Here is a 13,392-nt window from a genome sequence, read left to right as displayed (position 1 = left end):
GCAGCCCCGCGCCACGGGAAACAAGAGATGGCAAGCGGACGCGAAATCAAAACCAAGATCAAGAGCGTGCAGAACACCCGCAAGGTGACGCGCGCCCTGGAAATGGTCTCGGCCTCCAAGATCCGCAAGGCGCAGGATCGGATGAAGACCTCGCGTCCGTACGCGCAGGCGATGAAGCAGGTGATCGGTCACCTGGCCCAGGCCAGCACCGACTACCAGCATCCGTTCCTGGTCGAGCGTGAGCAGGTCAAGCGGGTCGGCTTCATCGTGATCTCCTCCGATCGCGGCCTGGCCGGCGGCCTGAACAACAACTTGTTCCGCAAGATGCTGGGCGAAGCCAAGGCATGGCAGGACAAGGGTGCGGAAGTGGACCTGGTGACCATCGGCCAGAAGGCTTCGACCTTCTTCCGCCGCGTGAAGGTCAACATGGTCGGCAGCGTGACCCACATCGGCGACGTGCCGAAGCTGGAATCGCTGATCGGTGTGATCAAGGTCATGCTCGACGCCTTCACCGAAGGCAAGATCGACCGCGTGTACCTGGTCTACAACCGCTTCGTGAACACCATGGTGCAGAAGGCCAGCTTCGATCAGCTGCTGCCGCTGCCGCCGGCTGAGAAGCAGGTCGCTCACCACGACTGGGATTACCTGTACGAACCCGATGCCGCGACCGTGCTCGAGCACGTGATGACGCGTTACATCGAGTCGCTGGTGTACCAGGCACTGCTGGAAAACGTCGCCTCCGAGCATGCGGCACGCATGGTTGCGATGAAGGCGGCGAGCGACAACGCCAACAAGCTGATCGGCACCCTGCAGCTCGTCTACAACAAGGCGCGCCAGGCAGCGATCACCCAGGAAATCTCCGAAATCGTCGGCGGCGCGGCAGCAGTCTGACCGCGTTCGTTCAAAGCACACATTAGAGGATGCAGCAATGAGTCAGGGCAAGATCGTTCAGATCATCGGCGCGGTCGTCGACGTCGAATTCCCGCGTGAATCGGTGCCGAAGGTGTACGACGCACTGAAGGTGGAAAACACCGAGATCACCCTCGAAGTCCAGCAGCAGCTGGGCGACGGCGTGGTGCGTACCATCGCCCTCGGTTCCACCGACGGCCTGAAGCGCAACCTGGTTGCCGTCAACACCGGCCGTGGCATCTCGGTGCCGGTCGGCGCCGGCACCCTGGGCCGCATCATGGACGTGCTCGGTCGTCCGATCGACGAAGCCGGCCCGGTGGCCGCCAGCGACAGCTGGGAAATCCACCGTGCGGCCCCGTCGTACGAAGACCAGTCCCCGGCCACCGAACTGCTGGAAACCGGCATCAAGGTCATCGACCTGATGTGCCCGTTCGCCAAGGGCGGCAAGGTCGGCCTGTTCGGCGGCGCCGGCGTCGGCAAGACCGTCAACATGATGGAGCTGATCAACAACATCGCCAAGGCGCACAGCGGTCTGTCCGTGTTCGCCGGCGTGGGTGAGCGTACCCGTGAGGGCAACGACTTCTACCACGAAATGAAGGACTCCAACGTCCTCGACAAGGTGGCGATGGTGTACGGCCAGATGAACGAGCCGCCGGGCAACCGTCTGCGCGTCGCCCTGACCGGCCTGACCATGGCCGAGTACTTCCGCGACGAGAAGGACGAAAACGGCAAGGGCAAGGACGTCCTGCTGTTCGTCGACAACATCTACCGCTACACCCTGGCCGGTACCGAAGTGTCGGCACTGCTGGGCCGCATGCCGTCCGCCGTGGGTTACCAGCCGACCCTGGCCGAGGAAATGGGCGTCCTGCAGGAGCGCATCACCTCGACCAAGAACGGTTCGATCACCTCGATCCAGGCCGTCTACGTTCCCGCGGACGACCTGACCGACCCGTCGCCGGCGACCACCTTCGCCCACCTGGACTCGACCGTCACCCTGTCGCGTTCGATCGCCTCGCTGGGTATCTACCCGGCCGTCGATCCGCTGGACTCCACCAGCCGCCAGATGGACCCGCTGGTCATCGGCCATGAGCACTACGACACCGCCCAGCGCGTCCAGCAGACCCTGCAGAAGTACAAGGAACTGAAGGACATCATCGCGATCCTGGGCATGGACGAACTGTCCGAAGAGGACAAGCAGGCCGTGTCGCGCGCCCGTAAGATCGAGCGCTTCTTCAGCCAGCCGTTCCACGTGGCTGAAGTGTTCACCGGTTCGCCGGGCAAGTACGTGCCGCTGAAGGACACCATCCGTGGCTTCAAGGCCATCGTCGATGGCGAGTACGACCACCTGCCGGAACAGGCGTTCTACATGGTCGGCGGCATCGAAGAAGCGGTCGAGAAGGCCAAGAAGATGGCCGAGAAGGCCTGATCCGGGGCGGGTGGGAGCGATCCTGCCCGACCTGACGCCGGCGCCGGGCAACCGCCCGCGCCGGTGGACTCCCACGGTGGCATTGCGCCGCCGCGAACAGCGAAGAGATTTGCATGAGCACGATCCGTTGCGACATCGTCAGCGCCGAGCAGGAAATCTTCCGTGGCGAAGCGACCCTGGTCGTGGCCACCGGTGAGCTGGGCGAACTGGGCATCGCGCCCAAGCACGCGCCGCTGATCACCCGCCTGAAGCCGGGCAAGGTGGTGGTGACCACGCCGAATGGCGAGCAGCTGGATTTCGCCATTTCCGGCGGCATCCTGGAAGTGCAGCCGCAGGTGGTGACCGTGCTGGCCGACACCGCGATCCGCGCGCAGGACATCGACGAAGCCTCGGTCCGCAAGGCCAAGGAAGAAGCCGAGCGCATCCTGGCCAACCGCGGTGAAGCCATGGAAGTGGCCGAAGCCCAGCAGAAGCTGGCGGAAGCCGTCGTCCAGCTGCAGGCCCTGGAACGCCTGCGCAAGACCCTCAAGCACTGAGGTTCCGCGCTGCATCCACGAAAACGCCGGCCCTGCGCCGGCGTTTTTGTTCGGGTGGCTGGGTAGAGCCGACCGGGTAGATTCGACTGGGTAGAGTCGACTGTTAGTCGACTGCTCTACGTTCAGGCCGCGAAAATCCCGCGCTGCGCGCGTTAGTCGACTAACAGTCGACTCTACCAGTCCCGGTCCCCAGTCCCGATCCCCGATCCCGATCCCGATCCTGGTGCCGTCTCAGCGATACACCACGTACCGCATCAGCAGGAACGACACACACGCCAGGCCGCCTTCCACCAGCGGTTTGGCCAGCCAGGTGTACTGCAGGCCCAGCGCATGGTCCACCAGGCTCACCAGCAATGTGCTCGCCACGGTGAGCAGCAGCCATAGACTGAAAAAGCGTGCAAATCGCTTCCATCCCAGCTTGCGGGTGCCGGCCTCGGCAAAGGTGTAGCGGCCGTTGAGCCAGAAGCCCAGCAGCATGCCGGCCAGGCGCCCGGCGATGTTGGCCGGCGCCACGGGCATGCCCAGTGCGGTGGTGACCACGAACACGAGCCAGTCGAGCAGCAGCTGCACGAGCCCGATGACGAGGTAGGCGCTTCCCTGGCGGACGAGGCTCATCGGCATGGCGAAGGGAGGAGGGATGCCCATGTTAACGGCGCACGCTCTAGAATCACCGGCAACGAACCACGGACCGCCGTTCCCATGACCCAACCCCTGCACGTCATCATCCTCGCTGCCGGCGCAGGCAAGCGCATGAAGTCGGTGCTGCCGAAGGTGCTGCAGCCGATCGCGGGCCAGCCGATGCTGGCGCACGTGATCGACGCGGCCCGTGAGCTCCAGCCGGCGGCGATCCACGTGGTCCATGGCCACGGCGGCGAGGCGGTGCGCCAGTACTTCGCCGGCCAACCCGACCTGCAATGGGCCGAGCAGGCACAGCAGCTCGGCACCGGCCACGCGGTAGCGCAGGCGATGCCCCAGGTTCCCGACCTGGCGCAGGTGCTGGTCCTGTACGGCGACGTGCCGCTGATCCGTGCGCAGACCCTGCGCGACCTGCTCGCACAGCCGGGCCGGCTGGCGGTACTGGTGGCCGATGTCGATGACCCGACCGGATATGGCCGCGTGCTGCGCGATGCCGAGGGCAAGGTTGGCGCGATCATCGAGCAGAAGGACGCCACCGATGACCAGCTGCGCGTGCGCACGATCAATACCGGCATCATCGCGGCCGAATCGACTGCGCTGCGCCGTTGGCTGTCGCAGCTTTCCAACAGCAATGCACAGGGCGAGTACTACCTCACCGATGTCTTTGCGTTTGCCGCCCATGAATACACGCCGGCCGAAATGGCGCTGGTGGCCGACGCGCAGGAGGCCGAAGGGGCAAACGACCCCTGGCAGCTCTCGCAGCTGGAGCGCGCCTGGCAGCGTCGTGCGGTACGGGCCCTGTGCGCACAGGGGGCGCGCGTGCGCGATCCGGCCCGGCTCGACATCCGCGGCACTGTCACCGTGGGCAGCGACGTGCTGGTCGACGTCGATGTCGTGCTCGAGGGCAACGTGGTGCTCGGCGACGGCGTCACCGTCGGTCCGTTCAACCGTTTGAAGGACGTCAACCTTGGGCCGGGCACCGAAGTGCGTGCGCACTGCGACCTGGAGGGCGTGGTTACCGAGGGCGCCGCGCAGATCGGCCCGTTCGCGCGCCTGCGACCGGGCACCGTGCTGGCCGATGGCGTGCACGTCGGCAACTTCGTCGAGACCAAGAAGGTCACGCTGGGTGTCGGTAGCAAGGCCAATCACCTCACCTACCTGGGCGATGCGGTGATCGGCAGCAAGGTGAACATCGGCGCTGGCACCATCACCTGCAACTACGATGGCGTGAACAAGTCGACCACCACCATCGGCGACAACGCGTTCATCGGCTCCAACAGTTCGCTGGTGGCACCGGTGACCATTGGCGACGGCGCGACCATTGCCGCCGGTTCGGTCATCACCCGCAACGCGCCGGACGGCAAGCTGACACTGGCGCGTGTCCGACAGGAAACCATCGATGGCTGGAAGCGCCCGCTCAAGAAGTCCTGAGCCCCGCATTCCCCGCGCCGATGAACTCGGTGTGCTGCCCGGCATCGAGCAGCGCGCCGGCGAGGTGTTGAGGGGCCATGAGGCCTATCCGGTGTTCGCCGGGCATGGCCTGGACCTGCCGACACTACAGGATGGCCTTGAACGCGGGCAGCTGTGGGTGGTGGATGCGGCAGACGGTGGCATCGCCGGCTATCTGCTTGCCGGCGAACTGGCAGGTGAGTTCCACGTGCTGCAGATGGATGTGGATCCTGCACACGCGCGGCAAGGTCATGGGCGCACGTTGTTGCGCCATGCATTGGTACAGGCCCGGGCGGCGGGCTATCGCTCGGCCGTGCTGACCACGTTGTCCGACGTGCCGTGGAATGCGGCCTTCTATGCCAGTGAAGGGTTCGTCGCCGTACCGGAGGCGGAGTGGGGTGCAGGGCTGCAGGCGGTGATGGCCGAAGAGGCCGCGCTGGGGTTTCCGATGCATCTACGCGTGGCGATGCGGCAGGCCTGGTAGGTGCCGACCTCGGTCGGCAAATCCACGCATCGCGTGGATCTACCCGATCGGTCCGCTCAACCCACCGGCAGCAGGATCGACACGCACAACCCGCCATCGCCGCGGTTCTGCAGTGACACCCGTCCGCCGTGGGCCTCCACGATCTCCCGCGTCAGCGCCAGCCCCAGCCCGGTGCCATTGCGCTTGGTCGAATAGAACGGCATCAGTGCGTTCTGCAGCACCTGCTCGTTCATGCCCTTGCCGCGGTCAAGCACGTCCAGGCGCAGCCACTGCGGCAGCCGGGTCAGCTGTACCTGCACATCGTCGTTGGGCGGCTCGGCTTCAGCGCAGGCTTCGTGCGCATTCTTCAGCAGGTTCAACAACGCCTGCCCGAACTGCGCGATGTCGATGCGGCTGCTCAGCTCCTCGTCCGGCTCACGTTCCATGCCGAACGGGATCTGCTGGCGCAGGCTGGACAGGAACGGCGCCCAGTGCACGGTCTGCAGCTGCGGCTGTGGCAGCTTGGCAAAGCGCGCATAGCCACGGATGAAGCCTTCCAGGTGGCGTGCGCGGTCCTCGATGGTGGTGAAGATCTCGGGCAGCCGGTCAAAGCGCTCACGCTGCACCAGCACGCCGCCGGAATGGGCGAGCGAAGCAATCGGCGCCAGTGAGTTGTTGAGCTCGTGGCTGATCACCCGGATCACCTTCTTCCAGGTCTGCACTTCCTGGCGGCGCAGCTCGGCGGTCAACAGGCGCACCAGCAGCAGGTCGTGCGGACGACCGTTGAGCTGGAAGGCACGCCGCGAGAGGTGATAGACCTGCTCGTCATCCTCATCGCCGTCCTCCCCCTCGGCGTGCACCGCGAACAGGCTGTCACCGCCACGGGCGATGGCATCGCGCAGTTCCACCGGCACCTGTTCCAGCACGTCTTCCAGGCGCTGGCCTTCCAGCTTCCAACCGCCGTGCAGCAGCTTGCGCGCGGCCAGGTTGGAGAACACCACGCGGGCGATGCCATCACCGCCGGAGGCGATCAACAGCATCGCAACCGGCGTGTTCTGCACCATGGTGTCCAGCAGCAGCTCACGTTGCACCAGGCCCTGCCGCTGCTCACGCAGTACATCACCCAGTTCCCGGTGTGCCTGCACCAGGTCGCCGAGCTCGTCATTGCCGGGCCAGTGCACGCCGAAGTTGTATTCGCCGTCGCGATAACTGCTGGTGGTGCCCGCCAGGGCACGCATCAGCGAGCGTACCGGCGCCGTGGCACGGCGCAGGGTCCACCACATCAGCGACAGCAGGATCAGCGCCGATACCGTGGTCACCACCCAACCATGGTCCATCCAGTAGGCCAGCAGCCACGGCAGTGCCGCAGCCAGTGCCAGCACCGGCAGCAGGCGCAGGAACAGGCGGAAAGTGAACGAGCGCCGCTTCATTCGCGTGGAATACCGTGGCGGTCCATGCGCCGGTACAGCGCCTGGCGGCTCAGGCCGAGCTCGGCGGCGGCCTGGGCGATGACGCCATGGTTGCGCGCCAGCACATCCTCGATGCGTGCGCGGTCGGGATCATTGCCTGCGCTGGGTGCCGGTCGTGGTGCGGCGGCTGCGCGCGGCAGGTTGAGATCGGCCACTTCGATGCGGTTGCCGGTGGCCAGCAGTTCGGCACGCTGGATCACGTTGCGCAGCTCGCGCACGTTGCCTGGCCAGGGGTGCCGCTGCAGTGCTGCGGTGGCGGCGCTGGACAGCGGCTTGCCAGCGGTCAGGAATCGCTCGGCCAGCGGCACGATGTCGCCCGGGCGGTCGGCCAGCGGCGGCAGCACCAGTTCCACCGTGTTGAGGCGGTAATAGAGATCTTCGCGGAAGGTACCCTCGCGGATCATCGCCGGCAGGTCGGCATTGGTCGCGCTGACCACGCGGACCTTGACCTGGCGCTCGCGGTTGGAACCCAGGCGCTCGAAGCGGCCGGTTTCCAGCACGCGCAGCAGCTTCATCTGCCCGCCGAGCGACAGGTTGCCGATCTCATCCAGGAACAGGGTGCCACCATCGGCGGCCTCGAACTTGCCTTCGCGCGCCTTGTTGGCGCCGGTATACGCACCGGCCTCGGCACCGAACAGTTCGGCTTCGATCAGTTCCGAGGGCAACGCGCCACAGTTGACCGCCACGAACGGGCCCTTGGCCACCAGCGAATTGGCCTGGATGATCTGCGCGATCTTCTCCTTGCCGGCACCGTTCGCGCCGGTGATCAGTACCGGCAGTTCCGAGCGTGCGACCTGGCAGGCGAGGGCGATGACGCGCTCGCTGGCGGGGTCGGCGAAGACCGCGCCGCACAGGTCGTACTTCTCTTCCAGCGCGTTGCGCTGGTGCAGTTCACGGCTGCGGCGCCGGTCCAGTTCGCGGCGTGCCTCGGACAGTTCCAGCAGGTTGTTGACCGTGGTCATCAGCTTGCGGTCGTCCCAGGGCTTGGCCAGGTAGTCGGCCGCACCGGCCTTGACCAGGTCCACTGCACTGCTCAGGTGGGTCCAGGCGGTAAGCAGGATCACCGGCAGGTCCGGATGGCGCGCACGGATCTGCGCGAACAACGCTTCGCCCTCCTCACCGGAGGTGGTGTCCTCGCTGAAGTTCATGTCCTGGATCACCAGATCGACCGGCTGCGACTCGAGCAGGGCCAGCCCATCGGCGGGCGTGTGCGCCTGCAGGGTGTCGATGTCGTGCAGGGAGAACAGCACGTCCAGCGCAGTACCCACGCTGGCGTTGTCGTCGATGATCAGGATCGCAGGCATTAAGCGGTTCTGCAGAAAGGGATGGGCGGCGCCGATGGAGCCGTTCGTGTCCACGCACCGGGAGAGCCCGGCGCCACCCATCAAGCATAGCCAAACCTGTGGCCGTGCAGGAGCGGATGATGCTCAGCGCCCGGGTGGGGCTGGCGGAGGTGGTGGCGCGGGTGGTGGCGGGACCTCCAATGCCTGTCGCCACGCAGCGGCGTTGACCGCCACCGTCAGTTCGCGCTTGTCGCGGCGCAGCAACAGATAGGCGCTGGCCGCGTGGGAATGGCGCAGTGCCTCGGCCAGATGTTCAACCCGGCGCACCGCCGTGTCGTCCACGCGGAGGATGCGATCGCCACTGCGCACGCCGAAGCGCACTTCCGGGCTGGCGGCCTCCACATGCACCTGGCCTTCGGTCGAGCGCAGCGACAGCCGCGCTCCATCGCGGCGCCATTCCAGCGTCTGTGCGCTGCCACCACCGGCCAGCGCCGGCAGGGGCAGGAGCAGCATCAGGCACATCGCGCAGGCACGCATCTCACGCGCCCCGCGTGGCGACCGCAGGCGGTACCGCCGCCGCACGCCGTGCCGGACCGAACACCGCAATCTGGCCCAGTATCCACAGCAGCAGCGCACCCAGCGGCAGGTAGTACAGCGGCATGCGCGGCAGCTCGTACAGGTTCATCAGGGCCAGGTTGATCGCGTACGCCGCCAGCATGCCCAGCACGATGCCCAGCGAGGCCAGCAGGAAGTTCTCGGTCTGGAAGTAGCGCAGGATCTGCCCGCGGGTGGCGCCCAGCGCACGGCGGATGCCGATCTGCTTGCTGCGCTGCTGCACCCAGAAGCTGGCCAGGCCGATGATGCCCAGCGCAGTGACCACCAGCAGCGAGATGCTGACGGTGATCAGCAGGCCGACCATCGCGCGGTCGTTCTTGAAGAAGTCCTTGCGCTGGTCTTCATAGGTCAGCTTGTCGCGCATCAGGCGGTTGGGGTCGTTGCGCTCCAGCGCGGCGGCACCGGCATCGAGTACCTCCTGGCGGCGTTCCGGCGAAGTACGCAACACGTAGGTACCACCCTTGTCGAAGCTGACCCGGATCGGCAGCAGCATCGAGTTGGTCCAGTTGTCATTCCAGCCATTGGGCGTGCTGAGCGTGTCGACGATGCCGACCACATGCAGCGACTGCTTGCCCATGTAGTAGGTCTTGCCCAGGGCGCTGCCGTTGGGCTCCATCTTGGCGGCGGTGGCCTGGGTGAGGATGACCGGGATGGCCTTTTCCTTGGCGCCACCCTTGCTGACGTCTTCGAAGTTCTGGTACTCGTCGGGCAGGAAATCGCGGCCGGCGATCAGATTGATGCCCATCGTGGCCAGCCCGTTCTCGGACAGGGTGTACATCGAAGCGTTGGTGGTCGGCCGTTCCTGGTCGATCACCCGCGAGATGCTGCTGCTGGAGGATCCGTTGCGGAAGGGAACCTGGTTGATGATGGTGACGTTGCTGACGCCGGGAATCGCGCGCAGCGATGCCAGGTCCTCGCGGGTGCGGGACATGGCGTCGGTCTGCTTGCCGATGCCACTGACGCGCAGCATCACCAGTTCGCTCTCGGCGATACCGCTGGGCATGCTGATTTTCTCCACGCGCTGGCTGACCAGGAACAGCGCGTTGCAGACGATGGCGCAGGTCAGTGCGACTTCCAGCACGATCAGGGCGGCAGCGGTCTTGTGCCGGCGCAGCGTGCTGAGGATGGGGCGGATGTCCATGGGAGTCCTCGTTCGGGTGCTTACTGCGACTTGAGCTGGATGGCCGGGGTGACCTGCATCGCGCGCCAGGCGGGCAGGAATCCGGCGGCGAGGCTGGCGAACAGGGTCAGGCCCAGCGCGAGCAGCAGCATGTTGCCGTCCAGGTGGGCCAGCTTTGCGTATTCCACCGGCTGCTGGCGCACCGCGAACAGGCCAAGCAGGGCCAGGCCGATACCCAGCACGCCACCGACCACGCCCACCGCGCCGGCTTCCACCAGGCACTGCAGGAAGATCTGGCCACGGCTGGCACCGAGTGCACGGCGCACGCCGATCTCACCACTGCGGCGCAGGAACTTGGCCAGCAGCAGGCCTACCGTGTTGACCAGGCAGACACCGAGGAAGCCCAGCGCCAGCCACAGCTGCAGGCGCACGTCGCTGGGCACGGCACCATTGAAGTCCAGCCATTCCATCACGGTGCGCAGGCGCACGTTCGGTGGGTGCTTGAAGCGGCCGGCCTCGCGCTGCTGGGTCGAATAGTTCTCCAGGTAGCGGCGGTAGTCGCCGGCCTTGGCCGGGTCCATTTCCACCCAGTACTGCAGCCACGCGCACGGTGCATTGAGCGAGTAGCTGTTGCCGTCGGGGTTTTCGCCGAAGCAGTTCATGTTGCCGTTGTTGCCGAGCTTCAGGTCCAACGAGGTGGAGATCGGCAGCAGCAGGTCTTCGTTCTTGCCGTAGCTGCCGGTGGTCAGGTCGTAGAAGTGCGGCTCCGGGCTCCATTCCTTCATCACGCCGACGATGCGGTAACTCTGGCCTTCCATGCGCAGGTCGCGGCCCACGCTGTTGGCGCCCTGGTACAGCTTGTCGTTGAGCGCCTTGGAGATGACCACCACGCGTGCGCGGCCTTCATCGTCCTCGCGCGTCCAGGGGCGGCCGTACTGCATGGGCACCTCGAACATCGGGAAGAAATCGGCCGAGGTCCAGCGGGTGTCGATGCTGAAGGGCTTGAGCGTGCTGTTGTCCGGTTCGATGGTGCCGCCGCCGCCGCTCATCAGCGCCTGGCGTTCACCCTTGGCTTCGCGCAGCAGCGCTTCACCGTCGAAGCGGGTCAGCTGGGTTTCCGGTTCCTCGCCGGCGACATAGGCGCCGGTCGCGGCATCGAGCTGCACGTAGAACAGGCGGTCACTCTTGCCCGGAATCGGGTCGCCGGACAGCACGTGGAATACGGTCAACGTGGTCATCGAGGCACCGATGCCGAGCGCGATGGCGATCACCATCAGCGCGGTCAGGACCTTGTTGCGGCGGAAACTGCGCGCCGCCAATCGGGCATAGTAGGCGAACATGGTCGGGCCCTCACTCGTTGACGGCGACGATGTGGCGCAACGGCGTGGCCAGCACCGGCTCGCGCACCAGGTCGGTCACCTGGCCATCGACGATGTGCACGTTGCGCTGCGCACGCGCGGCCAGTTCCGGGTCGTGGGTGACCATCACGATGGTGGTGCCGGCGGCGTTGATCTCCTCCAGCAGCTCCATCACGCCCCGGGCCATCTGCGTATCCAGATTGCCGGTCGGTTCGTCGGCCAGCAGCAGGCGCGGGCTGCCGGCCAGCGCACGCGCGATGGCCGCGCGCTGCTGCTGGCCACCCGACAGTTCATTCGGATAGTGCTTCATGCGCGAGCCCAGGCCGACCTGGGTCAGTGCCCTCTCGATGCGTTCGCGGCGCTCGTTGGCGCTCATCCCGCGATAGCGCAGCGGAACGTCGACGTTGTCGAACAGGTTCAGGTCGGGGATCAGGTTGAAGCCCTGGAAGATGAAGCCGATCTTCTGGTTGCGCAGGCGGCTGCGGGCGTCGTCGCCCAGCGTGCTCACGTCCTGGCCGTCCAGCATGTAGGTGCCGCTGGTGAAGGTTTCCAGCAGGCCGGCGATGTTGAGGAAGGTGGTCTTGCCGGAGCCGGACGGGCCGGTGACCGCGACGAACTCACCTTCCTTGACCTGCAGTTCCAGCGAGCGCAGTGCGTGGGTTTCCACCTGTTCGGTGCGGAAGACCTTGGCGACCGAACGCATTTCGAGCATGTACATGGGGTGTCCTCTCTCCAGGATTCAGGTATTAGGTATCAGGTATCAGTTGACGGAGACGCGTTCGGCGTCCTTGAACAGGTCGCTGCCGGAGACCACGATGCGGTCGCCCGGCTGCACACCCGACTTGATTTCCACTTCGCCCAGGCTGCTGACGCCCAGTTCCACCGGACGGCGCACGGCGGTGCGGCCATCCATCACGTAGGCCATGCCGTTGCCCTGTTCGACGAACGGGCCACGCTCGACCTTCAGCACGTTCTTGCGGGTATCGAGCAGCACGCGCACCGACATCCGTTGGCTCTGGCGCAGGCCTTCCGGCTGCGCGCTGGCAAAGCGCACGCGCGCGTTGACCTCACCGTTGACCACTTCCGGCGACACCGCGCTGATCTCGCCCGGGAAGGGCTGGCCGTTGCCACCGGTCAGCTGTGCGGGCATGCCGATCGCCAGGTCGCGGGCGAAGCTCTCCGGCACCTTGATCTCGACTTCGAACTTGGACAGGTCGACCACGCCCAGCACCGGGGCATTGGCGGCCAGGTTGGTGGACTGTACCGCCTGCACCTGGCCGACCTGGCCATCGAACGGGGCACGCAGCGTCAGCGCATCGACCTGGCGCTGTACTTCGGCCACCACCGCCTTCTGGCGATCGGCCAGCAGGCGCTTGTTGCGGGCATCCAGGTCCGCGCCCTGGCTCTGCAGGCGGGCATCGGTGGTGGCGTTGGCCAGGGTGATGTCGGCCTTCTTCAGCGAGTCCTTGGCCTTGGCCAGGTCGATCTGCGGCACCGCCCCGCCGTCGTAGCCGCGCTGGTAGCGCTGCAGGTCGCGGTCGGCGGCCTGCCGTTCGATGGTGGCCTGGTCGGTTTCCTTGCGCGACTTGGCGCGGGCCAGTGTGGCGTCCAGCGCGGCACGGCTGGCCTCGGCCTCCAGGCCGGCCAGGGTGGCCTGTTCCTGGGCCAGCTTGCTGCGCAGTTCGGGGCTGTCGATGACCGCCAGCTCCTGCCCCTTCTTCACCACGTCACCGGCGACCACCTTCAGGTCCACGGTGCCCGCAGAGATGGCATACAGGACCGGGCTGTTGGCGGCGATCACGCGGCCGTCGGCGGCGATGTCACGGACCAGGTCGCCCCGCTTCACTTCGGCGATGCGCACGCGGCTGCTGTCGAAGGAACGGCTGGCGTTGGACCAGGCGTGCACGGCCCAGCCGATGCCGGCGAGCAGGGCGATCGTGCCCAGCGCCGGCCAACGGTAACGGAGCCAGTTGGCGCGCGGAGCGCTGGCCGGAGTGGAGGAAACGATCTGGTCCTGGGCGGAAGTGTCGCGGATCATCGGGTGCGTGCCTGACGGTGGTAGCCAGTACCAAGCACGTAGCGTGCCAACTTTAATTCCTTATGGGTCAATGAGTTGGGGCGTGATGTG

13 protein-coding genes are annotated in these 13,392 nt (G+C 66.2%); 5 read left to right on the top strand and 8 right to left on the bottom strand.

Features of this window, described 5'->3' with window-relative positions; translation table 11 throughout:
• The first annotated feature begins 27 nt into the window (after window positions 1-27).
• The 3 genes from atpG to Q9Q79_RS17720 all read left to right on the top strand — a co-directional run bounded on the left by atpG (window position 28) and on the right by Q9Q79_RS17720 (window position 2,871).
• Window positions 28-891, top strand: coding sequence for a F0F1 ATP synthase subunit gamma (gene atpG / locus Q9Q79_RS17730; RefSeq protein WP_005411129.1), 864 nt, complete (start codon window positions 28-30; stop codon window positions 889-891).
• Between the two features lie 37 nt (window positions 892-928).
• A complete protein-coding gene (gene atpD / locus Q9Q79_RS17725) occupies window positions 929-2,335 on the top strand; it encodes a F0F1 ATP synthase subunit beta (protein ID WP_005411128.1) in 1,407 nt (468 codons plus the stop codon).
• 113 nt (window positions 2,336-2,448) lie between these two features.
• On the top strand, window positions 2,449-2,871 hold the full coding sequence (locus tag Q9Q79_RS17720; protein WP_005411127.1) for a F0F1 ATP synthase subunit epsilon: 423 nt from the start codon (window positions 2,449-2,451) through the stop codon (window positions 2,869-2,871).
• A 231-nt stretch (window positions 2,872-3,102) separates the two neighbouring features.
• On the opposite strand, the gene Q9Q79_RS17715 is transcribed toward Q9Q79_RS17720, so the two are convergent.
• Window positions 3,103-3,486, bottom strand: a complete 384-nt coding sequence (locus tag Q9Q79_RS17715; protein ID WP_114618233.1) for a GtrA family protein — start codon at window positions 3,484-3,486, stop codon at window positions 3,103-3,105.
• 84 nt (window positions 3,487-3,570) lie between these two features.
• Between Q9Q79_RS17715 and glmU the strand changes: the two genes are divergently transcribed.
• Together glmU and Q9Q79_RS17705 are read left to right on the top strand one after the other, a co-directional pair.
• Complete coding sequence (gene glmU, locus Q9Q79_RS17710) at window positions 3,571-4,938, top strand: bifunctional UDP-N-acetylglucosamine diphosphorylase/glucosamine-1-phosphate N-acetyltransferase GlmU (protein WP_133050301.1); 1,368 nt, start codon at window positions 3,571-3,573, stop codon at window positions 4,936-4,938.
• Window positions 4,907-5,440, top strand: a complete 534-nt coding sequence (locus Q9Q79_RS17705; protein ID WP_111172867.1) for a GNAT family N-acetyltransferase — start codon at window positions 4,907-4,909, stop codon at window positions 5,438-5,440. Before glmU ends, Q9Q79_RS17705 begins: the two co-directional genes overlap by 32 nt.
• A 56-nt stretch (window positions 5,441-5,496) precedes the next feature.
• Here the strand turns inward: Q9Q79_RS17705 and Q9Q79_RS17700 are convergent, their stop codons facing one another.
• From Q9Q79_RS17700 to Q9Q79_RS17670, 7 genes are all read right to left on the bottom strand, one after another.
• Window positions 5,497-6,849, bottom strand: a complete 1,353-nt coding sequence (locus Q9Q79_RS17700; RefSeq protein ID WP_005414539.1) for an ATP-binding protein — start codon at window positions 6,847-6,849, stop codon at window positions 5,497-5,499.
• Complete coding sequence (locus Q9Q79_RS17695) at window positions 6,846-8,192, bottom strand: sigma-54 dependent transcriptional regulator (protein ID WP_012481316.1); 1,347 nt, start codon at window positions 8,190-8,192, stop codon at window positions 6,846-6,848. The genes Q9Q79_RS17700 and Q9Q79_RS17695 overlap by 4 nt, the downstream gene beginning before the upstream one ends.
• A gap of 123 nt (window positions 8,193-8,315) precedes the next feature.
• On the bottom strand, window positions 8,316-8,693 hold the full coding sequence (locus Q9Q79_RS17690) for a PDZ domain-containing protein (RefSeq protein WP_024957071.1): 378 nt from the start codon (window positions 8,691-8,693) through the stop codon (window positions 8,316-8,318).
• A 16-nt stretch (window positions 8,694-8,709) separates the two neighbouring features.
• Entirely contained in the window at window positions 8,710-9,927 is a 1,218-nt protein-coding gene (locus Q9Q79_RS17685; protein ID WP_005411120.1) for an FtsX-like permease family protein, read from the bottom strand.
• 20 nt (window positions 9,928-9,947) lie between these two features.
• The gene (locus tag Q9Q79_RS17680) at window positions 9,948-11,246 is read right to left on the bottom strand and encodes an ABC transporter permease (protein WP_005411119.1); all 1,299 of its coding nucleotides are present in this window, start codon (window positions 11,244-11,246) and stop codon (window positions 9,948-9,950) included.
• Between the two features lie 10 nt (window positions 11,247-11,256).
• Entirely contained in the window at window positions 11,257-11,982 is a 726-nt protein-coding gene (locus tag Q9Q79_RS17675) for an ABC transporter ATP-binding protein (RefSeq protein WP_065183197.1), read from the bottom strand.
• Between the two features lie 42 nt (window positions 11,983-12,024).
• Window positions 12,025-13,302: an efflux RND transporter periplasmic adaptor subunit gene (locus tag Q9Q79_RS17670; RefSeq protein ID WP_012481314.1), complete on the bottom strand. Its 1,278-nt coding sequence runs from the start codon at window positions 13,300-13,302 to the stop codon at window positions 12,025-12,027.
• Between the last annotated feature and the right edge of the window lie 90 nt (window positions 13,303-13,392).

The sequence above is a fragment of the Stenotrophomonas sp. a6 genome (assembly GCF_030913325.1).
In the GTDB taxonomy this organism is placed as follows: Bacteria; Pseudomonadota; Gammaproteobacteria; order Xanthomonadales; family Xanthomonadaceae; genus Stenotrophomonas; species Stenotrophomonas maltophilia.
The sequence above is the reverse complement of the archived record's forward strand: the minus strand, read 5'-3'. Positions and strand labels throughout refer to the sequence as shown.

Coding starts and splice junctions, on each gene's coding strand:
- atpG (WP_005411129.1), top strand. CDS start 28: ATGGCAAGCGGACGCGAAATCAAAACCAAGATCAAGAGCGTGCAGAAC.
- atpD (WP_005411128.1), top strand. CDS start 929: ATGAGTCAGGGCAAGATCGTTCAGATCATCGGCGCGGTCGTCGACGTC.
- Q9Q79_RS17720 (WP_005411127.1), top strand. CDS start 2,449: ATGAGCACGATCCGTTGCGACATCGTCAGCGCCGAGCAGGAAATCTTC.
- Q9Q79_RS17715 (WP_114618233.1), bottom strand. CDS start 3,486: ATGAGCCTCGTCCGCCAGGGAAGCGCCTACCTCGTCATCGGGCTCGTG.
- glmU (WP_133050301.1), top strand. CDS start 3,571: ATGACCCAACCCCTGCACGTCATCATCCTCGCTGCCGGCGCAGGCAAG.
- Q9Q79_RS17705 (WP_111172867.1), top strand. CDS start 4,907: ATGGCTGGAAGCGCCCGCTCAAGAAGTCCTGAGCCCCGCATTCCCCGC.
- Q9Q79_RS17700 (WP_005414539.1), bottom strand. CDS start 6,849: ATGAAGCGGCGCTCGTTCACTTTCCGCCTGTTCCTGCGCCTGCTGCCG.
- Q9Q79_RS17695 (WP_012481316.1), bottom strand. CDS start 8,192: ATGCCTGCGATCCTGATCATCGACGACAACGCCAGCGTGGGTACTGCG.
- Q9Q79_RS17690 (WP_024957071.1), bottom strand. CDS start 8,693: ATGTGCCTGATGCTGCTCCTGCCCCTGCCGGCGCTGGCCGGTGGTGGC.
- Q9Q79_RS17685 (WP_005411120.1), bottom strand. CDS start 9,927: ATGGACATCCGCCCCATCCTCAGCACGCTGCGCCGGCACAAGACCGCT.
- Q9Q79_RS17680 (WP_005411119.1), bottom strand. CDS start 11,246: ATGTTCGCCTACTATGCCCGATTGGCGGCGCGCAGTTTCCGCCGCAAC.
- Q9Q79_RS17675 (WP_065183197.1), bottom strand. CDS start 11,982: ATGTACATGCTCGAAATGCGTTCGGTCGCCAAGGTCTTCCGCACCGAA.
- Q9Q79_RS17670 (WP_012481314.1), bottom strand. CDS start 13,302: ATGATCCGCGACACTTCCGCCCAGGACCAGATCGTTTCCTCCACTCCG.